The 25,967-nt window shown below is 63.7% G+C and carries 26 protein-coding genes; 17 read left to right on the plus strand and 9 right to left on the minus strand.

Annotated features, from left to right (window positions below):
• Nucleotides 1–150: 150 nt before the first annotated feature.
• Together pcaD and ACOOE1_RS17425 are read left to right on the plus strand one after the other, a co-directional pair.
• Complete coding sequence (gene pcaD, locus ACOOE1_RS17420; RefSeq protein ID WP_420403473.1) at nucleotides 151–936, plus strand: 3-oxoadipate enol-lactonase; 786 nt, start codon at nucleotides 151–153, stop codon at nucleotides 934–936.
• 73 nt (nucleotides 937–1,009) lie between these two features.
• Nucleotides 1,010–1,648 carry a LysE family translocator gene (locus ACOOE1_RS17425; protein WP_420403474.1) on the plus strand — a complete coding sequence of 213 codons (639 nt, stop codon included), beginning with the start codon at nucleotides 1,010–1,012 and terminating at the stop codon, nucleotides 1,646–1,648.
• 69 nt (nucleotides 1,649–1,717) lie between these two features.
• Here ACOOE1_RS17425 and ACOOE1_RS17430 read toward each other — a convergent pair whose 3' ends face one another.
• Entirely contained in the window at nucleotides 1,718–2,920 is a 1,203-nt protein-coding gene (locus ACOOE1_RS17430) for a pyridoxal phosphate-dependent aminotransferase (RefSeq protein WP_420403475.1), read from the minus strand.
• A gap of 197 nt (nucleotides 2,921–3,117) precedes the next feature.
• Between ACOOE1_RS17430 and ACOOE1_RS17435 the strand changes: the two genes are divergently transcribed.
• The 7 genes from ACOOE1_RS17435 (at nucleotide 3,118) to ACOOE1_RS17465 (ending at nucleotide 9,022) form a co-directional block, all read left to right on the plus strand.
• Nucleotides 3,118–3,597: a hypothetical protein gene (locus ACOOE1_RS17435; protein ID WP_420403476.1), complete on the plus strand. Its 480-nt coding sequence runs from the start codon at nucleotides 3,118–3,120 to the stop codon at nucleotides 3,595–3,597.
• A 45-nt stretch (nucleotides 3,598–3,642) separates the two neighbouring features.
• Entirely contained in the window at nucleotides 3,643–4,896 is a 1,254-nt protein-coding gene (locus ACOOE1_RS17440; RefSeq protein ID WP_420403477.1) for an MFS transporter, read from the plus strand.
• The gene (locus tag ACOOE1_RS17445; protein WP_420403478.1) at nucleotides 4,893–5,741 is read left to right on the plus strand and encodes a metallophosphoesterase family protein; all 849 of its coding nucleotides are present in this window, start codon (nucleotides 4,893–4,895) and stop codon (nucleotides 5,739–5,741) included. Before ACOOE1_RS17440 ends, ACOOE1_RS17445 begins: the two co-directional genes overlap by 4 nt.
• Before the next feature lie 64 nt (nucleotides 5,742–5,805).
• Nucleotides 5,806–6,030 carry a hypothetical protein gene (locus tag ACOOE1_RS17450; protein WP_420403479.1) on the plus strand — a complete coding sequence of 75 codons (225 nt, stop codon included), beginning with the start codon at nucleotides 5,806–5,808 and terminating at the stop codon, nucleotides 6,028–6,030.
• A gap of 179 nt (nucleotides 6,031–6,209) precedes the next feature.
• The gene (gene ppa / locus ACOOE1_RS17455; protein WP_420403480.1) at nucleotides 6,210–6,743 is read left to right on the plus strand and encodes an inorganic diphosphatase; all 534 of its coding nucleotides are present in this window, start codon (nucleotides 6,210–6,212) and stop codon (nucleotides 6,741–6,743) included.
• Between the two features lie 144 nt (nucleotides 6,744–6,887).
• Nucleotides 6,888–8,399, plus strand: coding sequence for a glycerol kinase GlpK (gene glpK / locus ACOOE1_RS17460; RefSeq protein ID WP_420403481.1), 1,512 nt, complete (start codon nucleotides 6,888–6,890; stop codon nucleotides 8,397–8,399).
• Nucleotides 8,396–9,022, plus strand: a complete 627-nt coding sequence (locus ACOOE1_RS17465; RefSeq protein WP_420403482.1) for a DUF2238 domain-containing protein — start codon at nucleotides 8,396–8,398, stop codon at nucleotides 9,020–9,022. Before glpK ends, ACOOE1_RS17465 begins: the two co-directional genes overlap by 4 nt.
• A gap of 20 nt (nucleotides 9,023–9,042) precedes the next feature.
• Here ACOOE1_RS17465 and ACOOE1_RS17470 read toward each other — a convergent pair whose 3' ends face one another.
• The 4 genes from ACOOE1_RS17470 to ACOOE1_RS17485 form a co-directional block, all read right to left on the minus strand.
• Complete coding sequence (locus tag ACOOE1_RS17470) at nucleotides 9,043–11,745, minus strand: ATP-binding protein (protein WP_420403483.1); 2,703 nt, start codon at nucleotides 11,743–11,745, stop codon at nucleotides 9,043–9,045.
• On the minus strand, nucleotides 11,745–12,008 hold the full coding sequence (locus ACOOE1_RS17475; protein ID WP_420403484.1) for a hypothetical protein: 264 nt from the start codon (nucleotides 12,006–12,008) through the stop codon (nucleotides 11,745–11,747). Before ACOOE1_RS17475 ends, ACOOE1_RS17470 begins: the two co-directional genes overlap by 1 nt.
• 3 nt (nucleotides 12,009–12,011) lie before the next feature.
• Nucleotides 12,012–12,383, minus strand: coding sequence for a response regulator transcription factor (locus ACOOE1_RS17480; RefSeq protein ID WP_420403485.1), 372 nt, complete (start codon nucleotides 12,381–12,383; stop codon nucleotides 12,012–12,014).
• A gap of 100 nt (nucleotides 12,384–12,483) precedes the next feature.
• The gene (locus ACOOE1_RS17485; RefSeq protein WP_420403486.1) at nucleotides 12,484–13,974 is read right to left on the minus strand and encodes a helix-turn-helix domain-containing protein; all 1,491 of its coding nucleotides are present in this window, start codon (nucleotides 13,972–13,974) and stop codon (nucleotides 12,484–12,486) included.
• 247 nt (nucleotides 13,975–14,221) lie between these two features.
• On the opposite strand from ACOOE1_RS17485, the gene ACOOE1_RS17490 reads away from it, so the two are divergent.
• The 7 genes from ACOOE1_RS17490 (at nucleotide 14,222) to ACOOE1_RS17520 (ending at nucleotide 20,658) form a co-directional block, all read left to right on the plus strand.
• A complete protein-coding gene (locus ACOOE1_RS17490; RefSeq protein ID WP_420403487.1) occupies nucleotides 14,222–15,571 on the plus strand; it encodes a substrate-binding protein in 1,350 nt (449 codons plus the stop codon).
• A 107-nt stretch (nucleotides 15,572–15,678) separates the two neighbouring features.
• The gene (locus ACOOE1_RS17495; RefSeq protein ID WP_420403488.1) at nucleotides 15,679–16,710 is read left to right on the plus strand and encodes a branched-chain amino acid ABC transporter permease; all 1,032 of its coding nucleotides are present in this window, start codon (nucleotides 15,679–15,681) and stop codon (nucleotides 16,708–16,710) included.
• 3 nt (nucleotides 16,711–16,713) lie between these two features.
• Nucleotides 16,714–17,922, plus strand: a complete 1,209-nt coding sequence (locus tag ACOOE1_RS17500) for a branched-chain amino acid ABC transporter permease (RefSeq protein WP_420403489.1) — start codon at nucleotides 16,714–16,716, stop codon at nucleotides 17,920–17,922.
• An 11-nt stretch (nucleotides 17,923–17,933) separates the two neighbouring features.
• Complete coding sequence (locus ACOOE1_RS17505; protein ID WP_420403490.1) at nucleotides 17,934–18,689, plus strand: ABC transporter ATP-binding protein; 756 nt, start codon at nucleotides 17,934–17,936, stop codon at nucleotides 18,687–18,689.
• Complete coding sequence (locus ACOOE1_RS17510; protein WP_420403491.1) at nucleotides 18,686–19,471, plus strand: ABC transporter ATP-binding protein; 786 nt, start codon at nucleotides 18,686–18,688, stop codon at nucleotides 19,469–19,471. Before ACOOE1_RS17505 ends, ACOOE1_RS17510 begins: the two co-directional genes overlap by 4 nt.
• Nucleotides 19,472–19,630: 159 nt before the next feature.
• Nucleotides 19,631–20,200: a histidine phosphatase family protein gene (locus ACOOE1_RS17515; protein WP_420403492.1), complete on the plus strand. Its 570-nt coding sequence runs from the start codon at nucleotides 19,631–19,633 to the stop codon at nucleotides 20,198–20,200.
• 92 nt (nucleotides 20,201–20,292) lie between these two features.
• Nucleotides 20,293–20,658 carry a cupin domain-containing protein gene (locus tag ACOOE1_RS17520; protein ID WP_420403493.1) on the plus strand — a complete coding sequence of 122 codons (366 nt, stop codon included), beginning with the start codon at nucleotides 20,293–20,295 and terminating at the stop codon, nucleotides 20,656–20,658.
• A gap of 97 nt (nucleotides 20,659–20,755) precedes the next feature.
• Here the strand turns inward: ACOOE1_RS17520 and ACOOE1_RS17525 are convergent, their stop codons facing one another.
• The 4 genes from ACOOE1_RS17525 to ACOOE1_RS17540 form a co-directional block, all read right to left on the minus strand.
• Nucleotides 20,756–21,835 (minus strand): ABC transporter ATP-binding protein, encoded by a 1,080-nt coding sequence (locus tag ACOOE1_RS17525; RefSeq protein ID WP_420403494.1) that lies wholly within the window; start codon nucleotides 21,833–21,835, stop codon nucleotides 20,756–20,758.
• A 73-nt stretch (nucleotides 21,836–21,908) separates the two neighbouring features.
• Nucleotides 21,909–23,072, minus strand: coding sequence for an ABC transporter substrate-binding protein (locus ACOOE1_RS17530; RefSeq protein ID WP_420403495.1), 1,164 nt, complete (start codon nucleotides 23,070–23,072; stop codon nucleotides 21,909–21,911).
• A 29-nt stretch (nucleotides 23,073–23,101) separates the two neighbouring features.
• A complete protein-coding gene (locus ACOOE1_RS17535; RefSeq protein WP_420403496.1) occupies nucleotides 23,102–23,884 on the minus strand; it encodes an ABC transporter permease in 783 nt (260 codons plus the stop codon).
• A gap of 11 nt (nucleotides 23,885–23,895) precedes the next feature.
• Nucleotides 23,896–24,765: an ABC transporter permease gene (locus tag ACOOE1_RS17540; RefSeq protein WP_420403497.1), complete on the minus strand. Its 870-nt coding sequence runs from the start codon at nucleotides 24,763–24,765 to the stop codon at nucleotides 23,896–23,898.
• 137 nt (nucleotides 24,766–24,902) lie between these two features.
• Here ACOOE1_RS17540 and ACOOE1_RS17545 point away from each other — a divergent pair, with 137 nt between their 5' ends.
• Entirely contained in the window at nucleotides 24,903–25,892 is a 990-nt protein-coding gene (locus tag ACOOE1_RS17545) for a LysR family transcriptional regulator (protein ID WP_420403498.1), read from the plus strand.
• Nucleotides 25,893–25,967 lie beyond the last annotated feature (75 nt).

Raw genomic sequence — 25,967 nt, forward strand, 5'->3', positions numbered from 1 at the left:
CCGATACTGCTCTGCGAAACGCCGGACGTCAGGCGTCCGCGCGGGAATAACGCACGACATTGCCATCGGTTCCCTCCCGGGCGCAAACTGTTGTCTTCCAAAGGCGGGAGGTCTCCGGCCACAAATGAGAAAAGACAGGATGAGGTCACCATGCCGCTTATCGACGCCAACGGGATCAGGCTGCACTACCGCATCGACGGGCCGGAGGACGGCCGCCCGCTGCTGCTCTCCAATTCGCTCGCCTCGAACCTTCATATGTGGGATCCGCAGATCGCCGATTTGACTGCCGCAGGCTTGCGCGTGATCCGCTACGACAGCCGCGGCCACGGCGGTTCCGATGCGCCGGAAGGTCCCTATTCCATCGAGATGCTGGCCGAGGACGCGGTGGCGCTGCTCGACGGTCTCGGCGTCGTGAGAGCCGATTTCTGCGGCCTCTCCAAGGGCGGCATGGTCGGCCAGATGCTCGGTGTCCGGCATGCGAACCGGGTCTCGAAGCTGATCCTCGCCGATACCGGCGCCTACATGCCGACGAAGGAAATGTGGGACGGCCGGATCAAGACGGTGGAGAAGGGCGGCATGGAGGCGGTGGCCGATGCCACGCTGGAGCGCTGGTTCACTCCGGCGAGCCATCAGAGCCGTCCCGGCGACCTCGAGAAGGTCCGAGAAATGATCCTCGGCACCCCGCCGCAAGGCTTCATCGGTTGCTGCCGCGCCATTCAGGCGATGGACCAGCGCGGCTCCATCGGCGCGATCACGACACCGACGCTGGTGCTCGTCGGCGCCGAAGACCCGGCAACGACTCCGGACCATGCGAAGGAGATCCATGGGCTGATCAAGGGCTCGTCCTATGTCGAGATCCCGGCGGCGGCGCATTTCGCCAATTTCGAACAGCCGGAGCTGTTTACGAAGGCGATGCTGGAGTTTCTCGGAGCCTGAAGGCAGGACATTCTTGTTGCGAGGCGGGTTTCGCGTCCGTCATTCCCGGATGCATTTTGGATAGGGATCGATCATGAGCCTGGGCTACCTCTCACCGGAATTCCTCCTGACGGCTCTGCTCGTCGTCCTCGCGCCCGGGACAGGAGTGATCTACACGCTCTCCTACGGCCTCTTCGGCCGGCCCGGGCAAAGCATGACCGCGGCTGCCGGATGCACGCTCGGGATCGTGCCGCATCTTCTGGCAAGCGTGCTCGGTCTTGCGGCGCTCCTGCACGCAAGCGCGCTGGCTTTCCAGCTCGTGAAGTTTCTCGGCGTCGCGTATCTGCTTTATCTGGCCTGGGGGCTGTGGCGCGAAAGCGGTGCTCTCGCGGTTTCCCGGCCCGAAGAAGAGCGGGGCTCGGCAAACGGGCATTTCCGGATTATGGCGCGCGGGGCGCTGATCAACATCCTGAACCCGAAGCTCTCGATTTTCTTTCTCGCGTTCCTGCCGCAGTTCATACCGGAGGGCGCGCCGGACGCGATGGCCCGCTTCTTTGTGCTCGCCGTGACTTTCATGTTCATGACCTTCGCCGTCTTCGTGATCTACGGTCTTGCCGCCGAGCAGGTCAGTCAGCGTGTCCTGGCCTCGGCGCGCGCGATGCGCTGGCTGCAGAGAACCTTCGCGGCGGCTTTTGCCGCGTTCGCAGTCAAGCTGGCGCTGACCGAACGCTGAACCTCGAGCAAAGAAAAAGCGCCGCCCGGATTTTCGGGCGGCGCTTTACGTTGATGCGTTTCGCGAGCCTCAGCGCAGCGCGGCGCAGGCCCTCTGGATGCGGGCGCAGGCGTCTTCCAGCACGGACTCGGAGGTCGCGTAGGAGATGCGGAAATGCGGGCTGAGGCCGAACGCCTCGCCATGCACCGCCGCGACGCCTTCGGCCTCCAGCAGATAGGTGCAGAAGTCCTCGTCGTTCTCGATCACCTTGCCGTCCGGCGTCGTCTTGCCGATCGTGCCGGCGCAGGACGGATAGACGTAGAAGGCGCCGTCCGGCGTCGGGCAGTCGATGCCGCTCGCCTGGTTCAGCATCGAGACCACGAGGTCGCGGCGCGCCTTGAAGGACTCGTTGTGCCTGGCGATGAAGTCGTGCGGCCCGTCGAGCGCCGCGACCGAGGCCGCCTGGCTGATCGAGGACGGGTTCGAGGTCGATTGCGACTGGATCTTGCGGATGGCGGTGATCAGCTCCACCGGACCGGCGGCATAGCCGATGCGCCAGCCGGTCATGCAGTAGGCCTTGGACATGCCGTTCACGGTCAGCGTCCGGTCGTAGAGGCCGGGCTCCACTTCCGCCGGGGTGCAGAACTTGAAATCGTCATAGACGAGGTGCTCGTACATGTCGTCGGTCATCACATAGACATGCGGATGCTTCATCAGCACGTCGGTGACCTTCTTCATGTCTTCCCGCGTGTAACCGGCGCCGGACGGGTTCGAGGGGCTGTTCAGGATGATCCACTTGGTCTTCGGCGTGATCGCCTTCTCCAGATCCTCCGGCTGCAGCTTGAAGTCCATTTCCTGCGGGCAGGGAACGATCACCGGCTCACCCTCGGCGAGCAGCACCATGTCCGGGTAGGAGACCCAGTAGGGCGCCGGGATGATCACCTCGTCGCCCGGGTTCAGGGTCGCCATCAGGGCGTTGTAGAGCACCTGCTTGCCGCCGGTGCCGATCGTGACCTGATTGCGCTGGTAGTCGAGATTGTTGTCGCGCTTGAACTTGCGGCAGATCGCGTCCTTCAGCTCCGGCGTGCCGTCCGGATCGGTGTAGCGGGTCTCGCCGTTTTTCATCGCCAGGACCGCGGCCTCGATGATGTGCGCCGGTGTGTCGAAATCCGGTTCGCCGGCGGACAGGCCGATCACGTCGCCGCCCGCGGCTTTCAACTCGCGCGCCTTGGTGCTGATGGCAATGGTGGGGGACGGCTTGATACGGCCGAGACGGTCAGCGATGAAGCTCATTTTTTCCTCGGAAAGGCTGGCATGTGCGATGTGCGGCTGAGCCTACGCCCGCACAGGGTACGGTTCAAGAACCGGGACGCGGTCCCCGGTGTATTTCGCGCTGTTGCATATTGCGGGCTGGCGATTGTTCGAAATTCGCGCTAAATCCGTCGGGTCTGTTCACCACTGCTTAAAACTAAGGCCCTAAGAACAACGCCATGGACCCGCTCCGCCGCACAGAACACGCAATACCCCGTATCGGCACGCTCGACCGTGACGTGTGGGTGCGCGAGATCGTGCGCGCCATGTGCGATGCGGTGATCGATATCGACGAGCTGGAGATGCGCCGCCTCGAGCAATTTCTCTGCGGCCTGATGCATTACCTGCTCGGCAAGGTCCATGATCGCATCGAATTCCGCCGCGACGAGGCGGTCTGGCGCGGCAAGCACGGGCTGCTGCCGCTGATGGGCGGCATGATGGACCGCTGCCGGGCGCAGGCCCGCGGCGCCGGGCAGGAGCCGGTGCGCGACTGGCTGAAAGAGATGTATAACGAGGCCGAGGCGTCGAAATACAACCCGGTCTGCGTGAAGGCCTTCCGCCTCCTCATCCGTCTCGATAACGCGGAACTCGAAAACATACTGCACAACGCCTCCTGCGTGGTGCTGATCGCGCTCGGGCACAAAATCTCCGTGGACTGACGCTGCGGGATTCCCAATCCCGTCGCTTTGGCCTAGAAATCAGTCATGTCCCTCGCCAGCTCGGCGGCGCGCTTTTGTCAGGCGTTCCGCAACCGCGATTACTCGATCTATTGCATCGGCAGCTCCCTGACCGTGATCGGTCTGTGGATGCAGCGGATCGCGATCGGCTGGGTGACCTGGCAACTGACCGAGAGCCCGACCTGGCTCGGGATCATCTCTTTCGCCGAACTCTTCCCGGTCGTGCTGCTGAGTCCTTTCGCGGGCGCGCTGGCGGACCGGCTGGACCGCATCTCCATCGCCCGCGTGGCCCAGTGCCTCAACATGATCCAGGCGACGATCCTGACGGTGCTGACCCTGAGCGGGACGTTGACCATCTGGTCGCTCTTCGCCCTCGCGCTCTGGACCGGCATCGTCGTCTCCTTCTGGCAGCCGGCGCGGATGGCGCTGATCCCCAATCTCGTCCGGCGCGAGGATCTGGCCTCGGCCGTGGCGATCAATTCGGTCATCTTCAATGCTGCCCGTTTCGTCGGTCCGGCCATCGCTGGTCTGGTGATCGTCGGTTACGGCGCCGGATACGCGTTTCTGGCCAACGCGATCAGCTATCTGCCCTTCATCGCCGCCCTGTTCATGATCCGGCCGCGTCCGGATCTGACCCCGCGCAAGGGCGGCGACGGGCTCTTTGCACAGATGATCGAAGGCTACAGCTACTCGCTGAGGCATCCCGGCATCGGACCGACCCTGGTCCTGATGCTTGTGTCCTGCATCTGCATGCGCCCGGTTTTCGAACTGCTGCCCGGCTATGCCGTGGAGATCTTCTCCCGAGGTGCCGAAGGGCTCTCGATGATGGCGACGGTCACCGGTGTCGGCGCCGTCGCAGGTGGCATCTATCTCGGGCAGCGCGCCGGGCTCGAAGGCCTGGTGCAGCTCTCTCTGGTCAGCGTCGCGGCGATGATCGTCTCCCTGCTGGTGTTCAGCCTGACGTCGAATTTCTGGGTCGGCCTGGTCGCGCTCGCCGTCGCCGGCGGCGCAATGGTGACGCACGGTGCCGGGGCGCAAACCCTGATACAGTCGGCGGTGGAAGACGGAATGCGGGGGCGTGTCGTCGCGCTCTACGGAATGTTGTTCCGCGGGGGACCTGCCGTCGGTGCGCTCGCCATGGGATGGGTCTCCGACTGGGCCGGTCTGCGCTGGCCGCTGATCGTCGGATGCGGGCTGACCGCGCTCGCGCTGTTCTGGATGATTTCGCGCCGGGCCGCGATCCGCGAGGCGCTGGAAGCGCGCGGAGGCACCGGGCCGTGACGACCGGCGGTTCCGGCAAGCGTCTATGGGCGATCTCGGATCTGCATCTCGCCGCCGAGGTCAACCGGGCCGCGCTCCGGGATCTGCCGGACCATGGCGAGGACTGGCTGATCCTCGCCGGCGATATCGCGGAACGTGAGGAAGTCTTTGTCGAGGCTCTGGAGCTTCTGTCGGGCCGTTTTGGCGCCGTCGTCTGGGTGCCGGGAAATCATGATCTCTGGACAGACCGCCGGCCGGGCGCCGTTGCCCGCCGGGGAGAGGCACGCTACCGGCACCTGGTGGATCTGGCTCGCGGGACCGGGGCGATCACGCCGGAAGATCCCTATCCGCGCTGGCCGGAGGATCTGGAGGGAGCGCCGGTCTTCGTCGCGCCGCTCTTCCTGCTCTACGATTACAGCTTCCGTCCGCAGAATGTCGCACTCGAAGACCTGAAGGATTGGGTGCGGCAAATGCACGCGGTGCCGGCGGACGAGCTGCTGCTCGACCCGGCTCCCTTTGACAGCCGTGCCGACTGGTGTGCCGCGCGCTGCGAAGAGGCGGAGACCCGACTCGCGGCACTGCCGCCGGAGGCCCGGACCGTCCTGGTCAATCACTGGCCGCTCCGCGAGGAACTGATCCGGATCCCCCGCGTTCCGCGCTTTCTGCCCTGGTGCGGCACCCGCCGCACGCATGACTGGCACCGCCGGTTCCGCTCCGTCGAGGTGGTCACCGGGCATCTCCACACGCGACGGACCGACATCATCGACGGCACCCGCTTTCACGAGGTTTCCCTCGGATATCCCCGGCAGTGGGAACAGGCGCGCGGCATGGCGAGTTACCTGAAGGACGTGACGCCCGGTCGGTAATTGGTTGAAAGCCGGAGCGTTCGTTAGGATATCCAAGCAACTCAACCATGAAAGGAGCGGGACCATGAGCGACGTCACCCTCACGATCAGGATGGAGCAGGCGGAAAGCCTCCAGCAGTTCCTGCGCGGCACCGAGATCCCCGAAGATACCAGAAGCGAGATTGCCCGACTGGTCGAGGGGGCGATCCGCGAGGCGTCCGCGCCGCAAGAAAAAATCGATCCGCGTTATGTTGGCGAGCATGGGGAGCATAATCCCAATACCCTCGGCAAACCCGGCGGGACGAGGTAAGTCGAGACCACCGACTTCGATCGTCGGATCGCCGCTGCCTCCATTCGGGACTTGACCTTCGGGCTGCATTGCCGCAAATGCTGCGCTGCAAAACCGAACGCAATCGCCAATCCGATATAGAGCGGGAATACTGTCTGCCGGGTGACCGGCCAGAGTCCCGTCCGAATGGAGCTAGACCTTTGGACGTTAGCAAGATCACGACCGGCCCGAATCCGCCCCACGAGGTACATGCCGTCATCGAGATCCCCCAGGGCGGGGTGCCGGTCAAATACGAACTGGACAAGGATTCCGGTGCCATGATGGTGGACCGGTTCCTGCACACGGCCATGTTTTATCCGGCCAATTACGGTTTCATTCCGAACACGCTGTCCGACGACGGTGACCCGGCCGATATCCTGGTCGTCACCGGCTCCGGCGTGGTCCCGGGCGCTGTCATCCCCTGCCGTCCGATCGGCGTCGTCCATCTCGAGGACGAGGCGGGCATGGACGAGAAGATCCTCGCGGTGCCGGTCGAGAAGCTACATCCCTACTACGCCAACGTGAAGAGCTACCGCGACCTGCCGGAAATCCTGATCCAGCAGATCGTCCACTTCTTCGAGCACTACAAGGATCTCGAGCAGGACAAGTGGGTGAAGTTCATCGAGATGGGTGACGAGGACTCCGCCCGCAAAGTGATCGTGGAAGCCATTGAGCGGGCGAAGACGGCGAAATAAACCGCCCTCCCACGCGCCGAAGACAGTTCGCAGCCGCGCTGCCCCACCCGGGCGGCGCGGTTTTCGTTTGTGCTGGAAACTCCCCGCTCGGGCGCGGTATTCAAACCCGAGGATGCGGAATCAAACCGCACGAGGGAGGAGCAGATGAACGCAGCCGCCAGGGCCGGAGACAACCGGCTCATTCTCGCGCTCGATCAGGGGACCACGTCCAGCCGGGCGATCATTTTCGATGCCAATACCCGGGCCGCCGCGGTCGCGCAGCAGGAGTTCCCGCAGCATTTCCCGCAATCGGGCTGGGTCGAGCACGACCCGGAAGATCTCTGGCGCAGCACGGTTGAGACCGCGCGCGCGGCAGTCGCGAAAGTCGGTGGGGCGGAACGGATCGCCGCCATCGGCATCACCAATCAGCGCGAGACCACTCTGGTCTGGGACCGCCGCACAGGTGAGGCGGTCTCGAACGCGATCGTCTGGCAGGACAGGCGGACCGCCGCCTTTTGCGCGAGATTGAAAGAAGCCGGGCACGAGGACCTGTTCACCAGCCGCACCGGCCTGCTGCTCGATCCGTATTTCAGCGGCACCAAGATCGCCTGGATCCTCGATAATGTGGAGGGCGCGCGCGCGAAGGCGGAAGCCGGCGATCTCGCCTTCGGAACCGTCGACAGCTGGCTGATCTGGAGGCTCACCGGCGGCAAGGTGCATGCGACCGATGCGACCAACGCCTCACGCACGCTGGTCTACGACATTCACAAGGGCGACTGGGACGACGAGCTGCTCGGCATTCTCGGCATTCCACGCTCGATGTTGCCGGAAGTGAAGGATTCGGCGGATGATTTCGGAATCACCGAGTCGGCTATCCTCGGCGCCGCGATCCCGATTTCCGGCGTCGCCGGGGATCAGCAGGCGGCAACGGTCGGACAGGCCTGTTTCGGGGCCGGGATGCTGAAATCGACCTACGGTACGGGCTGCTTCGCCCTGCTTAACACGGGCGATGTACCGGTGCGTTCGCGCAACCGGCTGCTGACCACGATCGCGTATCGCCTGGGCGGCAAGCCGGCCTATGCGCTGGAAGGCTCGATCTTCGTCGCCGGCGCCGCCGTGCAGTGGCTGCGCGACGGATTGCGGCTGATCGGCGAGGCGGCTGAGAGCAGCGCGCTCGCGGAGAAGGCGGACACGGCGCACCGGGTCTATCTCGTGCCGGCCTTCACCGGGCTCGGCGCGCCCTATTGGGACGCCGAGGCGCGTGGCGCGATGTTCGGCCTGACCCGGGCCTCCGGCCCGGCCGATTTCGCCCGCGCGGCGCTGGAAAGCGTCGGTTACCAGACCCGCGACCTGGTGGAGGCGATGCACAGCGACTGGAATGCGGGCGGCGAAGACACCGTGCTCCGGGTCGATGGCGGCATGGTCGCCTCCGACTGGGCGATGCAATTTCTCGCCGATATTCTCGGCGCCCCGGTCGACCGCCCGGTGGTGGCGGAAACCACCGCGCTCGGCGCGGCCTATCTCGCGGGTCTCCGGCACGACTACTACCCGGAACCCGAGGCCATGGCGGCGCAATGGGCCCTCGAACGCCGGTTCGAGCCGCAGATGGAAGCGGGAATGCGGGACGAACTCTATCGGGGCTGGCGGGACGCGGTCCGGCGCACGGTATCCGCTTGAACGCCGCCGCCGGACCTGACAGCGGGCGGCTGCTGGCATTGACGACAATTGCCGTGGCGCCGGTCTGCCTCTGGTCCTATGTCGATGCGGCCGACCGGCTGACCTGGTGGATGGAAGCGCTGCCGGTCCTGATCGTCTATCCGTTGCTCTGGGCCGTCCGCAGACGGTTTCCGGCGACTCCGTTGCTCATGCTGCTGATCGCGCTGCATGCGGTGATCCTGCTGGTCGGGGCACATTACACCTATGCCGAGGTGCCGCTGTTTCACTGGATCCGCGACGCATTCGACCTCTCGCGCAATCATTATGATCGCGTCGGCCACCTGGCGCAGGGCTTCATTCCGGCGATCGCCATACGCGAGCTTCTGATCCGCACTTCGCCGCTCCGGCCCGGCCGATGGCTTTTCGCCATCGTCCTGTTCTCCGTGCTCGGCGTCAGTGCGAGCTACGAATTGCTCGAGTGGCTGGCCGCCGTACTGGTCGGCGGGGAGGCGGACGCCTTTCTCGCGACCCAGGGCGATGTCTGGGATACCCAGAAGGACATGGCGCTTGCCGGGCTCGGCGCGATTCTGGCGCAGCTTCTTCTTGCGCGCCCCCACAATCGCCAGCTCGCCGAGATGCGTTAGGTCGAGGCGGCGGACCGGCGTCAGGCGCCCGCGGGCTTCGCCGCGAGGGTGATCCGGAACCGGGTTCCCGGCCCCTCGTCCTCGTCCAGCACGAGCCTGCCGCCGAGCCGCTTCATGATTTCCTTGCTGATCGCGAGCCCAAGCCCGATGCCGCCGGTAGAGGACTGTGCGGCCCCCCGCTGGAACTTCTCGAAAATGAACGGGCGGAGATGGCTCGGGATGCCGGGCCCGTTGTCGACGATCTCGATCTCGTATACGCCGCCGGAAAGATGGCCTGCGACCCGGACCATCGGTGTTGGCGAGGTATTGTGCTTGATCGCATTGGTCAGGATGTTGATGACCACCTGCTGCAGGCGGTCCGGATCCGCCACCACGATCCCGCTGGCGGGTTCCTCGAACTGGATGTCTGTGCCCGTGGAACGGGCGAGACCGCGGCAGGTCTCGACCGCCCGGGAGAGCGGTACCGAGGCATCCAGTTCGTGCAGGTTCCAGGAAGCCTCGCCGCGGTCCATCAGGTTCATGTCGAGGATTTCGTCCAGCAAACGCGTCAGGCGCAGGCTTTCCTCGTGGATGATGGAGAGGAAGCGCTGCGCCTGCGGGCTGGTCAGGTCCCTGGTCTCGAGCAGGATTTCCGAGAAGGAGCGGATCGAGGTCATCGGCGTGCGCACTTCATGGCTCACCTGGCTCAGGAAATCGTCCTTCTGCGCGTCGAGCAGGGTCAGTCTCTGGTTCGCGCGGCGGAGTTCGCGCGCGGTCGCCTCGAGCTGGATCGATTTCTTCTCGACCTCCTGGCTGTATTCCATGAGCTGCGCGGTCTCGTCCGCGATCTTCATCAGCTCGTCGAGGCTGATGGTCTCGCCGCTGGCGATCTGGGAGACCATGGCGCGGGCCGAGGCGGCGCCGATGGACCCTGCAAGTCGGCGTTCGAGATGGGCAATGAAGGCATCGGTGGGGTGCGGAAAGTCGCTGTCGCTGCCCTGTCCCTCGGCGAAATCGCGGAACAGGCGCTGGGCCTCGCCCGCGCCGAGGATCCGTTGTGCCAGGATGAAGAGGTCCTCGGCCGAGGCGGAGCGGCGGATGAAACGGTGCTCGTCGCCGGCAGGCGTGCGGAAAACGTCGACGAACAGGGTTCCCTGCAGCCGTTCGAGTGGCTTCGGCTCGACCAGCAGCGAGCACAGTACGAACAGCACCACGTTGGCGCTGAGGCTCCAGAACAGCGCATGCACCAGCGGGTCGAGGCCGGTCAGGCCGAACAGCGCCTGCGGGCGCAGCAGCCCGATCCCCTGCGGGCCGTGTTCGATCGTGCTGGCCGACAGCAGCAGGTCGCCCTCGAAGCTCGGCAGGAAGAGGGTATAGCCCCAGAGGACGAAACCGGCGGCGAGACCGATCTTGGCGCCGGTCGCGGTGGCGCGTTTCCAGTAGATTCCGCCGAGCAGAGGCGGCAGGAACTGTGCGACGCCGGCAAACGCGATCAGGCCGATGGCGGCGAGCGCATCCGATTTCCCGCTGAGCCGGAAGTAGATGTAGCCAAGCAGCAGGATGACGCCGATGCTGATCCGCCGGCTGACCAGCAGCAGTCGCCGCACGTCGCCGCTGCGTTCGATCGAGGTCCATGGCGTCCGCAGCATCACCGGCATCACGATATGGTTCGAGATCATCGTAGAGAGTGCGATCGAGGCGACGATGACCATCGAGGTGGCGGAGGAAAAGCCGCCGAGGAAGGCCAGCAGGACCAGCAGGTCCTGATCGACGGACATCGGTACGGTGAGCACGAACATGTCCGGGTTTGCGCCTTCCGGCAGCATGCTGAGCCCGCCGATGGCGATCGGCAGCACGAACAGGCTCATCAGCATCAGGTAGAGCGGGAACAGCCAGGAGGCCATGCGCAGCTGGTCCTCGCCGGTATTCTCGACAACGGTGACCTGGAACTGGCGCGGCAGGCATATGATGGCGATGCCGGAAAGGAAGGTGAGGGCGATCCAGCGGGCGTCGAACATGTCTTCGGACTGCAGGATCTTCGCGGCGTCGCGGCTGAAAATATCGGCCGGCCCGTCGGCCAGCGCGAAGACCACGAACAGGCCGACCGAGATCAGCGCCAGCAGTTTCACCAGCGCTTCCAGCGCAATGGCGGCGACGACCCCGTGATGACGCTCGTTCGCGTCGATCGTCCGGGTGCCGAAAATGATGGTGAAGAGCGCCATTCCGGCGGCGATCCAGAAGGCGATCTCCGCGGCCGGCCCGTCGCTCGGCGGGGTCGCGAGGTTTCCGGGATCGGACGCGACGATGACCTGGATGCTCGTGCTCACGGCCTTCAGCTGCAGCGCGATGTAGGGCGTGGTGCCGATCACCGCGATCAGCGTCACCAGAACGGCGAGGCTGGTGCTCTTGCCGTAGCGCGAGGAAATCAGGTCGGCGATCGAGGTGATGCGGTGCACGTGACCGATCCGGACCAGCTTGCGCAGGAGGAACCACCAGCCGACGAAGACCAGTGTCGGGCCGAGATAGATGGTGACGAATTCGAGCCCGCTGCGCGCAGCGGAGCCGACGGCACCGTAGAATGTCCAGGAGGTGCAATAGACCGAGATCGACAGTGTGTAGACGATGGGGGACTGGATCCAGGTGGATTGTCCTGAACGTGCCTGCCGATCGCCGATGAACGCGACCATGAACAGCAGCGCCACATAGGCGAGCGAGATTGCGAAGATCAGATTGGCGGACAGCATCAGCGCCCCGGCGAGGTCATGTCCGGCGGCGGTGGCGCGTGGTGCTCCGGATCGCTCAGGCGATGCGAGAACCAGAACGCAACCAGGATCAGCGCGCTCCAGAGCCCGAAAATGTATGCCACGATGAGAGGAATGCCGAACAGGGTTTCCTGCGCCGCGAACAGGTCGATCAGCGGTGGCATGAGCAGGAACAGTCCGGCCAGCGGCAGCAGAAAGGCCGCGTCCCGGTATTTGGCGGCCACGCCGGGAGACGAGGGGCGCATTGCCTAGAGCCCGGCCAGCTTCTTGACCTGATCGATCACGTCGCGGTTGGAGAACGGCTTGGTGACAAAGGCGTCGGCGCCGATCTCCTGCGCGGTCTTGCGGTCCTTTTCCTGCCCCTTCGCCGTCAGCACGATCACCGGCAGTTTGCGGGTGCGCGGCGAGGCGCGAAGCTGACGCAGGATTTCGAAGCCGTTGCGGTGCGGCAGCATGATGTCGAGGATCACGACATCCGGCAGGGCCTGGCTATTGAGTTGTTCGAGGGCGGCGTTGCCATCGAGGGCGCTGGTTACCTCCCAGCCTTCGCGCCCGAGCAGAAAGCTCAGGGACTCGAGGATGTTCGGTTCGTCCTCCGCGATAAAGACGCGTGTTGTCACGCTGTTTCCCCCATGCCTCCTTGATTTCCCGGTCATTGCCAGAGTGCCGGTTCGCGGAGTTTAACCGAGGTGGAGGGCGACGCAAGGGGCGTCGCGCGCTCTAGCTCCCGGTGATCGGGTGTTCCTGTCGGTGCCGACAGTCCTCGCGCGGGCAGACGCGACAGGCGGAACCGACAGGTTCGGCAATGGATTTCGAGGACAGGTCCAGTCCGTCGCCATAGACCAGATCGGGCGCATAGAGCGCATCGCAGCCGAGCATGATGGAGACGAGGTGCTGCGGACGGTCGAACCCGGTCGCCTGTTTCGCGACTGTCCTCGCAATGAAGAGAAACCGGCTGCGGTCGGCGAATTCGACCAGGTGTCGGAACACCCGGTCCGGGGTCTGGAAGGCGCGGTAGATCGCCCAGAGCGGACAGGCGCCGCCGTAGCGCGGAAGCGGCAGGTCGCGCAGGGGCAGGCGTTTCGTGATGTAGCCGGCGGGGTCCGAGCGCATGAAGGCGAAGGGAACGCCTTCCGCACCTGGACGCCGGAGCGAGGCGAGCCGGTGACAGACCTGTTCCAGGCTGACGCCGAAGCGGTACTGCAACTTGTCGATATCGTAGCGCGAGGCGACGGCGGCTTCACGGAACCGGTCATAGGGCATGAGCAGCGCCGCCGCGGCATAGGATTGCAGCGCCCGCCGGGCCCGGACCAGGGCGGCGTCGCTGGTCAGCAGGTCCGCAGAGGCGACGATCTCCTCGATCTCCTCGCGGAGCGCCGGGACGAGAACTGCGCGGGCGACTGCGAAGCGCCGGCTCGCGGCAGGAAGCGCCGCGCTGCCCGCGTCCAGGGATTCGAGGAAGCCGGAGCCGCTATTTTCTAGATGCGCGCGGGCGACCCCCTCGAATTCCGGCGCCACCGGGTCGCAGTCGAGGCTGGCCGCGAAATCGCTCACCGCGTCTTCGATGGCGTCGAAATAGTTCTGGTTCTCCAGCAGGAAGTCGTCCACCTCCTCCGCCGGAGTGACGGAGCCGAGGCGCGAGGGGGCGCGGTCGAAATAGCCCGCCATGGCCTGGGCGACGTCGGACAGCCGGGCGCTTTCGTCCGCGAGATTGCGATGAAAGCGCGCCTGCTGCTCCTCCGGAATGTCGCCGACGCTTGCCAGGATCTCCGAGGTCGAGCGTATGGCGGCGATGTTGGACAGCATCCCGTGCACCGCGTCGGAGAGGAATGGATCCTGGCTCAGCCGGTCGGAGAGGGCCCTGACCGCCGCGGTCTGATCGAGATGATCGCGGTGCAGCTTCACGATCAGGCTGGCCCATGGTCGATGGCGGGCGACCAGGTCGGTCGTGCTGTCCGAGTCGATCTCGAGGTCCGCATGCGCCGGGTCGGCGGCGATTTCCTCCAGATCCTGGATCAGCCGCCGTTCCGCGGCGCCGTCGAGATAATCGATCCCGACATCGAGTGCTTCGCCGAGGCGCAGGAGCAGCGCGCCGCTGACCTGCCGCTTGTTGTGTTCGATCAGGTTCAGATAGGAGGCCGATATTCCGACCGCGGCGGCAAGTTCCGCTTGCGTGCGGCCGATGGTTTTGCGCCTTTCGCGCAGTCGCATTCCAATAGGCGCCCGGGCCATTTCCAACCCCTTGATTTGGTTCGAGTTGCTGCGCCGCAGCGTAAATTATTTACAAACAAGGCTTTCTTCAAATGGAAATCTTTACAAAAAAATGTGCATATTTCAAATACTTATTCGCAAGTTGACTGGCGGTGCGTAGTCTCGTTGACCGAGCGACCATTATGCTCAAGACCGGAGTGGCGCGTTGGGATCCGATGCCGCTCCAGAAAAATAACGGGAGGAATACATGGCAAAGTTCACAATGGACGTCACCCGCCGTGGCCTGCTGAAAGGCTCGGCCCTGGTCGGCGCAAGCCTTGCGGCTCCGACGATCTTTACTCGCACCGCAAACGCCTACATGAACGAGCCGAAGGGTGGCAGCGTTACCCTCGGCTTCAACGTCCCGCAGAGCGGCCCGTATGCGGATGAAGGTGCGGACGAACTCCGCGCTTACGAACTCGCCGTTGAGCACCTGAACGGTGGCGGCGATGGCGGGATGATGAATACCTTCTCGTCCAAGGCGCTGAAAGGAAACGGTATTCTCGGCAAGAAAGTCGAGTATGTGACCGGCGATACCCAGACCAAATCCGACGCGGCCCGCGCCTCGGCGAAATCGATGATCGAGAAAGACGGCGCAATCATGATCACCGGTGGTTCGTCCTCCGGTGTTGCCGTGGCCGTGCAGGCGCTGTGTCAGGAAGCCGGCGTCATCTTCATGGCCGGTCTGACCCACTCCAACGACACCACCGGCAAGGACAAGAAGGCCAACGGTTTCCGGCACTTCTTCAACAGCTACATGTCCGGTGCGGCGCTTGCGCCGGTGCTCGGGAAAGCCTATGGCAACGACCGCAAGGCTTACCATCTGACCGCGGATTACAACTGGGGCTACACGACGGAAGAAGCCGTCCGGAGCTCGACCGAGGCTATGGGCTGGGAGACTGTGGCAGCGGTCAAGACCCCGCTGGCGCAAACCGACTTCTCGTCCTACATCACGCCGGTTCTGCAGTCGGACGCCGACGTGCTCGTGCTGAACCACTATGGCGGCAACATGGTGAACTCGCTCACCAACGCGGTTCAGTTCGGACTGCGCGACCGGATGGCCAACGGCAAGCAGTTCGAGATCGTTGTTCCCCTCTATTCGCGCCTGATGGCCAAGGGTGCGGGCGCCAACGTTAAGGGTATCTTCGGCTCGACGAACTGGCACTGGTCGCTTCAGGACGAGGGTTCCAAGGCATTCGTCAAGTCCTTCGGCTCGAAGTACGGCTTCCCGCCGAGCCAGGCTGCCCACACCTGCTATACCCAGGCATTGCTCTACGCCGATGCCGTCGAGCGGGCCGGCAGCTTCAACCCGTGCGCAGTCGTCGAGGCCCTCGAAGGCTTCGAATTCGACGGCATGGGCAACGGCAAGACCCTGTACCGTGCGGATGATCACCAGTGCTTCAAGGACGTGCTGGTCGTGAAGGGTAAAGAGAACCCGACCTCCGAGTTCGACTTGCTCGAGATCGTCGAAGTGACGCCGGTTTCCCAGGTCACCTACGCGCCGGATCACCCGCAGTTTGCGGGCGGCAGCCTCGGTACCTGCAACCCGGGCGCTTAATCGAGCACTCCCATCGCGCCGACCGTGCCCGAACGGGTGCGGTCGGCTGTCCGGGCCGTCAGCGATGACGGCCCGGATGTTCGATCGGATCCACAGGGGGCGGCGTCATGGACGCGATTATTCTTCAGATATTGAACGGGCTGGACAAAGGCAGCGCCTATGCGCTGATCGCGCTCGGTCTAACGCTAATTTTCGGAACCTTGGGCGTCGTCAATTTCGCTCATGGGGCATTGTTCATGCTGGGCGCGTTCTGCGCGGTCACACTGAACGCGATTTTTAAATTTTCCTATCAGACCATCGATCCGGTCCGGAAAGACTTCCTCGGCAACCCCCTGAAGGTCGATACGCCGTACATTTACGACTGGTTTGGCCCCGAGGTCGGCGCCGCCATGATCGAGTGGTCCGTGCCGCTGGCGATCCTGTTCGCCATTCCGGTCATGATTCTCGTCGGCCTGTCTATGGAACGCGGCCTCATCAAGTACTTCTACAAGCGGCCTCATGCCGACCAGATCCTGGTGACGTTCGGACTGGCGATTGTGTTGCAGGAGATCGTGAAATATTTCTACGGCGCCAACCCGATTCCGACGCCTGCGCCCCCGGCCCTGACCGGCAGCGCGGATTTCGGCGTCCTGCTGGGCTTCGATCCCGGGTCGATCATCTATCCCTACTGGCGTCTGGTCTACTTCCTGTTCGCCGCAGTGATCATCGGGGGTGTCTTTGCCTTCCTGAGATACACGACCTTCGGCATGGTTGTCCGCGCAGGCATGGCGGACCGCGAGACAGTGGGGCTGCTCGGCATCAATATCGACAAGCGTTTCACGATCATGTTCGCAATCGCGGCCTGCGTTGCCGGACTCGCAGGGGTGATGTACACCCCGATCAACTCCCCCAACTACCATATGGGCATGGACTTCCTTGTGCTGTCCTTCGTCGTTGTCGTGGTTGGGGGCATGGGATCCCTTGTGGGAGCTGTTGCCGCAGGTTTCCTGCTGGGCGTGCTCGAGTCCTTCGCCTCGATGGGTGAGATCGTCGCCCTGCTGCCGGGCATCAACCAGATCATCATCTATCTTGTGGCCATCATCATTCTATTGACGCGCCCTCGCGGCCTGATGGGCCGCAAGGGCGTCATGGAGGAGTGACCGATGCTGGGACTCCACGGCAAAGACAAAAAAATGTTCCTGGTCGTCATCGCGCTGACGCTGCTGGCACCATTCCTGCTCAACCCTTTCCCTTCAGGGTCCGAACTGGCGCAGTTCAATGCCGGTTATCCTGATCTCATGCAACGGTTCGTGATCTTCGGGATCTTCGCGATCGGCTTCAACATCCTCTTCGGACTTACCGGGTACCTGAGCTTCGGACATGCCGCCTTTCTCGGCGTGGGCTCCTACGCCGGCGTGTGGATGCTGAAGCTGCTCACCATGAACGTGCTCCCGGCGATCGTCGTCTCAGTGATCTTCGCGGGCCTGTTCTCGGCGATCGTCGGATACATCTCGCTCCGTCGTTCGGGGATCTACTTCTCGATCCTGACGCTCGCGTTCGCGCAAATGTCATTCGCGCTGGCCTACTCGGTCCTCACGCCGATCACGAATGGGGAGACCGGTCTGCAACTGGCCCTCGACGATCCGCGGATCCTGGGGGTTAGCCAGGTGGATGGGACGATTCCGGCGACGAACTTCTTCGGCATCGAGATGCGCGACGGATTCGAACTGGCGCTGGGCCCGTGGGAGTTCACTTTCAACTTCGGCTATTATCTCTGTGCCGTAATCATGCTGATCGCGTTCTACGTCTCGATCCGCATCTTCCGGTCGCCTTTCGGAATGATGTTGCGGGCGGTCAAGACGAACCAGCAGCGGCTGCGCTACACGGGCAAGAACCCCAGGCCCTACACTCTTGCGGCATTCATCATCTCGGGCATGTATGCCGGCCTTGCCGGAGGGTTGATGGTGGCGATGGATCCGCTGGCCGGTGCCGAACGAATGCAATGGACTGCCAGCGGCGAAGTGGTGCTGATGACCATTCTCGGCGGTGTCGGCACCCTGATCGGCCCGGTTCTCGGCGCAGGCGTGATCAAGTATTTCGAGAACATCTTCTCGAAGATCAACGACAATGTTCTCTATGGCTGGTTCTCGATGATGCCGGAAGGAATGCAGGATTTCTTCGTATTCATCATTCATCCGTTCATCGGCAAGGGCTGGCACCTCACTCTCGGGATAATGTTCATGCTCGTCGTGATTTTCCTTCCGGGCGGGGTTGTCGAAGGCGGGCAGAGGCTTGGCCGGCTGTTCCGGCGCCGGGATGGCTCCAATGACTCGGCCGGTACGCCGACACCCAACGCAAATCCGGCGGAATAAGGAGCGGACTGATGGGTATTCTCGAAGTCAAGGGGGTAAACAAGCGCTTCGGCGGCCTGAAAGCCCTCAACGAGGTCAACATCGGCATCGAAGCCGGCACCGTGCATGCGATCATAGGGCCGAACGGCGCCGGCAAATCGACCCTGCTGAATTGCCTGGTCGGCCGGTTGGAGCCCGACACCGGTACGGTCGATTTCGACGGTGTGTCCCTGCTCAATCGTCAACCCCATGAGATCAACCAGTTGGGGATCAGCCGGGTGTTCCAGACGCCGGAGATCTTCGGTGAACTGTCTCTGGTCGAGAACGTCATGATCCCGGCCCTTGCCAAACGGGACGGTCCGTTCTCGCTTGATGCCTGGTCGGAGGTGGGGGGACAGAAGGACGTCCTGGACCGCGCCATGGCGATGCTTGAGGATGTCAATCTCGGCGAGAAGGCAAACGTCTCCGCCAAGGAGCTGTCCCGCGGCGACAAGCGGCGCCTGGAACTGGCCATGTGCCTGGTGCAGGATCCGAAACTGCTGTTGCTCGACGAGCCGACCGCCGGCATGTCGCGGGCGGACACGAACAATACCATCGATCTGCTGAAGAAGATCGGGGAGCGCGGCATCACCAAGATCGTGATCGAGCACGACATGCATGTCGTGTTCTCGCTCGCCAACAAGGTTTCCGTCATGGCCCAGGGCACCGTGATCGCCGAGGGCAAGCCGGAACAGATCAAGGGCGATCCGCGCGTACAGGAAGCCTATCTCGGGGGAGCCCATCTATGAGCCAGGAAACCCTCCTCAAGCAGCCGGAAGATCCGATGGTCAAGCCGGAGAACCCGATACGGAACGTTGGCACGCCGCCCGCCTATTTCTCCTGCTGGGGACTGCAGGCCTTCTATGGCGAGAGCTATATCGTCCAGGACGTCAGCTTCAACATCCACGAGGGCGAGATCGTCGCCTTGCTCGGCCGCAACGGCGCCGGGAAGACCTCGACTCTGCGCACCATCGCCCGGATGGCCAACCCGGAACTGAAGCACGGCGAGATCTGGCTCGACCACAAGCCGCTGCACCGGATGAAGGATTTCGAGGCGGCGCACAATGGGGTCGGCCTGGTCCCGGAGGACCGGCGCATCATTCCGGGCCTTACGGTCGAGGAGAACCTGCAGCTGGCGCAGATCCATGGCCCGCGCGGCTGGGAGATCGAACGGCTGTACGAGCATTTCCCGCGTCTCGCCGAACGGCGCAACCAGGAAGGCGTGACCATGTCCGGGGGCGAGCAGCAGATGCTGGCGGTTGCCCGGGCGCTGGCCCGCGACGTGAAGCTCCTGCTGCTGGACGAGCCCTATGAGGGTCTCGCGCCGGTGATTGTGCGCGAGATCGAGAAGATCCTGGAAGAGATCAAGACGCTCGGCCTCACCACCATCATCGTGGAACAGAACGCGATTGCCGCGCTTCACCTGGCGGATCGCGCGCTGATCCTCGATATGGGCCAGATCGTCTTTGATGGCACCGCCCAAGAAGTGCTCGATGACGAGGCGCTCCGTCAGGAGTATCTCGCAATCTGACTGGTGTCGATCGTAACTCCTGTCATCGTCACCTGACGGCCCCGCCTCCGGCGGGGCTCTCTTTTTTGCGGCCGTGTCTCGAGCCTTCGGTCTTGCCGGGACGCGCCCCGGAGCTACCTCTCGTCCGGGTTCGGTGCTCCCGGAACGATGGGGAAAAGAATGCGTACGCTGCTCGTTTGTCTTTGTTTTCTCGTGCAATCCACTGCGGTGCTCGATCCGGCCAGGGCGAGCGGAACCGGATGGGATCTGCTGGAGGAGCCGAGGACGGTGGCGATCATGCGCCACGCCATCGCGCCGGGCGGCGGAGATCCCGACGGATTCCGTCTCGGGGACTGTTCGACCCAGCGCAATCTGGACGAAGCCGGCCGCGAACAGGCGCGCCGCATCGGCGCCGCGGTGCGCCGGGCCGGTGTCGCGGTCGACCGGGTGCTGTCCAGCCAATGGTGCCGCTGCATGGAGACGGCGAAGCTCCTCGGGCTCGGCGATGTCGAGCAACTTCCGAGCCTCAATTCGTTCTTCGAGGATCGCTCGACGGGCGCCGCACAGACGGCCGAAACCCGCAGCTTTCTGGCCGCTCTCCCGGCCGGAGAGACCGTCTTTCTGGTGACGCATCAGGTGAACATAACGGCGTTGACGGATGTCTTCCCGGCCTCTGGCGAGACCCTGCTCCTGAGAGTCGGGGCGCACGGGCAGACCGAACTTCTTGACCGCATTCTGATACGGCCCTGACCGCTCATTGCCGAGCCGCGGATCACATCTTGCCCCCCGGGCACCCGCGGTCGATGCTTCTCGGCGACGGAAAATCCACGGGAGGCTGGTCGATGGAAAACGGGAACTTCTTCAATCTTCATGATCCGGATCAGGGCATTCAGCGCATCCTTGCCGAGGGGCTGACGGCGCGGATCTTTCCCGGCGAAAACCTGATGTTCTCGGTGGTCCGGATCGAGCCGAACGCCGAGGGTTCGATGCACAGCCATCCGGAAGAGCAGTGGGGCATCATGCTTGAAGGCAGCGGGGTGCGCACCCAGGACGGCGTCGAGCACCATGTGAGGGCGGGCGATTTCTGGTGCACGCCGGGCAATGTCGTGCACGGCCTCAGGGCCGGTCCGGACGGCTGTTTGGTAATCGATGTCTTCAGCCCGCCACGCGGCGACTACAGGAAAGCCGGCAGCGGATACGGCAGCTGAGAGGCGGTTCCCGCCCGGTTCCGTCTGCCAGCCAGCGCTCTTCGGGCCGTGCTTTCTGGCGAGCGGTCTTGCCCGGATATCGAGCCGCGCGCGGATGCTAGGCTGGCAGAATGATGCAGTCGCGCGGCCGGATGCTGATCGAGACGTCGGCCCCGGCGGCGTGTGGGCGCTCGTCGATCTGGTTGATGGCCTGCAGGCTATGGCCTCCGGAACTCAGGAAATAGCGCGCGACCTGGCCCTGATAGTCTACGTCCTGGACCTTCGCGGACAGGGTCGCTCCGGAGCTGCCGCCGTCTCCGCTGCCGAGGGCGAGTTTTTCGGCCTTGATGGAAATCCGGACCTGCATGCCCGGTTCGATTGTCTGTCCGTCTTTTCCGTCAGGTTCGGAAAACAGGGTACCGAGACCGGCAACCTCGATCTCGGCCACTCCGCCGACGACATTCCGGACGGTGCCGGAAAGCAGGTTGGCGTTGCCGAGGAACGAGGTGACGAATTCCGAGACGGGCCGGTTGTAGACCTCCTCGGGGGAGCCGATCTGCTCGACCCGCCCGGCGCTCATGACCACGATTCTGTCGGACATCGCCAAGGCTTCGGACTGGTCGTGGGTAACGAAGATGGAGGTGACGCCGATGCGATTCTGGATTGCCTTCAGTTCGACCCGCATCTCCTCGCGCAGGTTGGCGTCGAGGGCCGACAGCGGTTCGTCGAGCAGCAGGACGTCCGGCTCGATGACGATCGCCCGTGCGAGCGCGATGCGCTGCTGCTGGCCGCCGGATAGCTGGGTCGGGAAGCGCTCCTCGACACCGGGCAGGCGCACGATATCGAGCGCCTCGGTCACCTTGCGCCGGATATCCTCCTTCGGAACGTGACGGTATTTCAGACCGAAGCCGATGTTCTCGGCGATGGTCTTGTGCGGGAAAAGTGCATAGTTCTGGAACACGAGGCCGAGATTGCGCTTGTGGATCGGCAGGTCGTTGACCCGCTTTCCGCCGACCAGGATATCGCCGGTGGTCGGGAACTCGAGCCCTGCAATCATGCGCAGAAGAGTCGTTTTCCCGCACCCGGACGGGCCGAGCAGGGTGGTGAAGGACCCTTCCTCGAATGTGATGTTCGCGTCCTCGACCGCGACCACCGGGCCGAAGGCCTTTCTCACGCCGACAAGTTCAACCTGCGCCACGTCGGATACCTCTGCTCATGCATGGGGGAAACGGGCCGGATCAAACGGATCCGGCCCGGCCGTGCGTCAGGGCTCAGGCGCCCTTCTTGATACGGTTCCACTGCTTCTTCTGCTTCTTCTCGACCGGGTTCCAGGTCGAGGGATCCCGGAACACGAGACCTTCCAGCTTGCCGGTCGGATCGAAGGCCGGCAGGGAGGTGACCTCCTCCGGCATGTCGATCTTTTGCGGATCGAGCGAGGACGGATACTTCTGCCCGGCGGCGACCGCGAGGGCGGTTTCCGGCGCCAGCATGAAGTTCAGCAGTTCCTCGGCTTCCGCCATCGGCGAGCCCTTCAGGACAAACATGCTCTCCATCCAGGCAAGGCCGTTCTTCGGATCCATATAGGCGATCGGATGGCCCTGGGCCTGCAGCGCCGCGACGCGGCCGGACCAGGCTTCGGTCACGTAGATCTCCTCCTTCGCCAGGAGATCCATCAGCTCGGCGCCGGAGCCCCAGTATTTGGCGACCAGGCCCCGATGCTCGCGCACCTTGTCCCAGACCGCGTCCCAATCCTGGATGTTGTTCGGATCCTGATCGGACTGCAGCGCGCCGTACCAGGCCCTGTTGGCCCAATCGCCGCCCCAGCCGCCGATCTTGCCCTTCAGCTCCTTCTTCAGCAGCAGGTTGGCGCCCAGCGCCTCGGCTTCCTCTTTCGAGACATACTTGGTGTTGTAGGCGATCCCGGTGGTTCCGTAATCGTACGGCACGGCCGAGAGGCTGTTCGGAGTGATCGCCCGGAACGGCGCGATGATCGAGTCCATCACGTTGGACATGTTCGGGATGTTGGCTTCGTTCAGTTCGCTCGCATAGCCGTTGTCGACCCAGCGCTGGTACCAGCTGACGCCGGAGGAATGCAGGATGTTGTGGCCGTCGATGGAACCCGCCGCCTTGATCTTGGTCAGGACCTCGGCCTCGCCGCCGAAGGCGGAATCGATGACCGTGTTGCCGGTTTTCGCGGTGTAGGGATCGAAGGCGTGCTTGCGCAGCGCCTCGCTGACGACGCCGCCCCAACCCTCGAAATAGAGCTCGGTGCCTGAGGCGAGGGCCTGACGGCTCATGGCGGTCATGGCGCCACCTGCGACACCGGCCGTCAGGCCGGCATAGCCCAGCAGGCTCATGAAGGAGCGGCGGTCGATATCGCCATTGCCCATGCGCTCGCGCAGGGTTTCGTAACGTTTCGTCGAACTGATCTTCATGTCTCGAACTCCTCTGTTCATTGTGGCGGTTATCGTTGTTTGCGGCTGAAATACCGGGCGAGTCCGCCCGCCATGAGCGGCACGCCGACGGTCACGACGATCATCACGAAACCGAGGGCGTTGATCTCCGGACTGACCGAGTTGCGCAGCATGCCGAAGATCTGCGTCGGCACGGTCTCGGAGCCGGCGGGACGCCAGAAGATGGTCGCCGTGATGTTGTCGAAGGAAATGGTGAACGCGAAGAGCGCGCCGGCAAAGACGGCGGGCATCAGCAGCGGCAACGTGATCTGAAAGAAGGTCTGCAGCGGATTGGCGCCGAGGCTGAGCGCCGCTTCCTCGTATTCCTTGCGGATTCCGACCAGCCGGGCCTGAACCACCAGGACGACGAAGGGCAGAGCGATGATCGTGTGCCCGACCAGCAGCAGGAGGAAGGAGCGCGGCACCGAAATCCAGCGCAGGAAGATCAGCAGTCCGACGGCAAGCACGGTCTCCGGCACCAGAACCGGGGAGATCAGGAAGGTGGTGATCCAGTCCTTCCCCGGGAAGCGGTAGCGCACCAAGGCGAGCGAGGCGAGGATGCCGAGCGTGGTCGCCAGCACCGAGGTCGCAAGGCCGAGGAGGAAAGAGGTCCGGAAGGCGCGCACGATGGCTTCGTTCTCGAACAGCCGCTCGAACCATTGCAGGCTGAAGCCCTCGATCGGGAAACCGCCGAACTGCGAGCTGTTGAAGGCGAGCAGCAGCACCACCGCGACCGGCGCGAACATGAAGACATAGACGGCGACCGTGTAGAGACGGATCAGGCTCCAACCCATGCTCGCCCCCTCTACCCGAAGGCCTTGTAAAGCTGGTTCATGCCCATGATCCGGCTGTAGATCAGGACCACGATCCCGAGCAGGACCAGCAGCGTGAAGGAAAGCGTCGCGCCCATCGGCCAGTTCAGCTCCGAGAGGATCGCGTCGTAGATCAGGTTGCCGAACAGAAAGTCGTCCGGCCCCCCGAGGATCAGCGGCGTGACGTAGCTGCCCGCGGTCAGCACGAAGACCAGCAGGCTGCCGGCCGCGAGGCCGGGCAGGGACAGCGGCAGGGTCACCTCGCGGAACGCCTGTAGCGGTGCGCAACCGAGCGTGCGTGCCGCGGGCACCAGATTCCGGTCGATGCCCTCCAGGCTGACATAGACGTTCAGGATCATGTAGGGCAGGAAGACATGGATGAAGCCGACAATGACAGCGAACTCGTTGAACATCATCGGCAACGGTTCGTCGATCAGACCGAGCCAGAGCAGCATGCCGTTGATCGCGCCCTGGTTGCCCATGATGTGAATCCAGGACAGCGTGCGGATGATGAAGCTGACCCAGAAGGGCAGGATCAGCAGCAGGAGCAGCAGCCATTTGTGACGGTAGGTCGTATTGGCGATGAAATAGGCCGGGATATAACCGAGTACCGCCGCCAGCACCGTGACAATGACCGAGAGCCTGAGTGTCTTCCAGATCGCCACGTGATAGTAGCTGTCGGTAAGCAGTTCTTCCCAGTTCTCGAAGGCAAAGGCCGGCTCGTCTACGCCGAGATCGATATTGATGTAGAAGGAGTAGATCAGGATCAGCGACATCGGCACGACGACGAGCAGCGTGATCGTGATCAGTGCAGGTGACAGCAGCCACCACGGCCGCATGACCTTGCTACGCAATGCGCTCAATAGAACGTCCCCAACGATATGACCCTGTTCCGAACGGCCGGTTCTCCGGCTCTTTTCGAAGCTGGAAATCTTCAACAGGCTCGGTCATTGTTCCAATAGATAATGAAAATCACGGTCATTGATCTGGAGAATGATAGGTGAGCCTGTCGCGCCACGACGACAGCGACCGTCTGGTCAGGGAGCTGGACTGGAACCTGCTCCGGACGTTCATTGCCATCGTCCAGGAGGGCGGGATCACCGCTGCGGCCGATCGTCTCCTGTTGAAGCAACCGAGTGTCAGCAATGCCCTGAAACGGCTGGAGACCAGCCTCGGCAAGCGGCTGATCGAGCGCGGACCGAGCCACTTTCGAGTGACCGATGCCGGGCAGAGCCTGTATCGGGAGGCACTGGAGATCCACGGGTCCATCGCCCGCCTGACCGTGGAGATCCGCGACATCGAGGACGAGATCCGCGGCCATGTCCGGATCCGCGTGGCGAGCCACGTGGTCTTCCCGCCGCTCGACGAGACCCTGCGCGATTTCAGCAATCGGCATCAGAGGGTGACCTTCGAGATGGCCGTCGCCACCAGCGCGGACGTGCAGGCCTCCGTGCTGGAGAAGAAGGCCAGCCTCGGGATCTGCCTAGTACACCGCAAGCATCCTGATCTCACCTACGACCACCTGTTCCGCGAGCATTTCGCCTTTTTTTGCGGGCCGACCCACCGGCTCTTCCGGCGGCGCGACCTGACGCTGGAGGATCTCGACGGCGAAGCCTCGGTCGCCTTCGATACCGACAGCCTGCAGGACGCGCTCCGGCCTGTCGCCATTCTGCGCACCCGGCTCAATCTGGATGACACCATCCGCGCCACCTCCTCGCATCTGGAGGAGGTGAAGCGCCTGATCGTCGCCGGGGTCGGGATCGGACCGTTGCCGATCCACGCGGTGACCCGGGATATCGAGGACGGCCTGCTCTGGCAGTTGCCACCTTACGAGGACCCGCCGCCGATCGACATCTATCTCGTCACGAACTCCGCCTCCCGCCTCAACCGGGCCGAACAGGGGCTCATCGAGATGCTGAAGGAAAAGACCGCCGCATTGCCGCCGGCGGCGCGCATCTACCCGCCGCCCGGGCCGTTGCGGGGGACCTGACCGCACAATCCTTGCTCTGCAAAACGGGTCTGGTTTTGCGGGCGGAGGGCGGTGTAAGGTCGGGCAACTTCAGTT

This window comes from Nisaea sp., assembly GCF_965216895.1.
In the GTDB taxonomy this organism is placed as follows: domain Bacteria; phylum Pseudomonadota; class Alphaproteobacteria; order Thalassobaculales; family Thalassobaculaceae; genus Nisaea.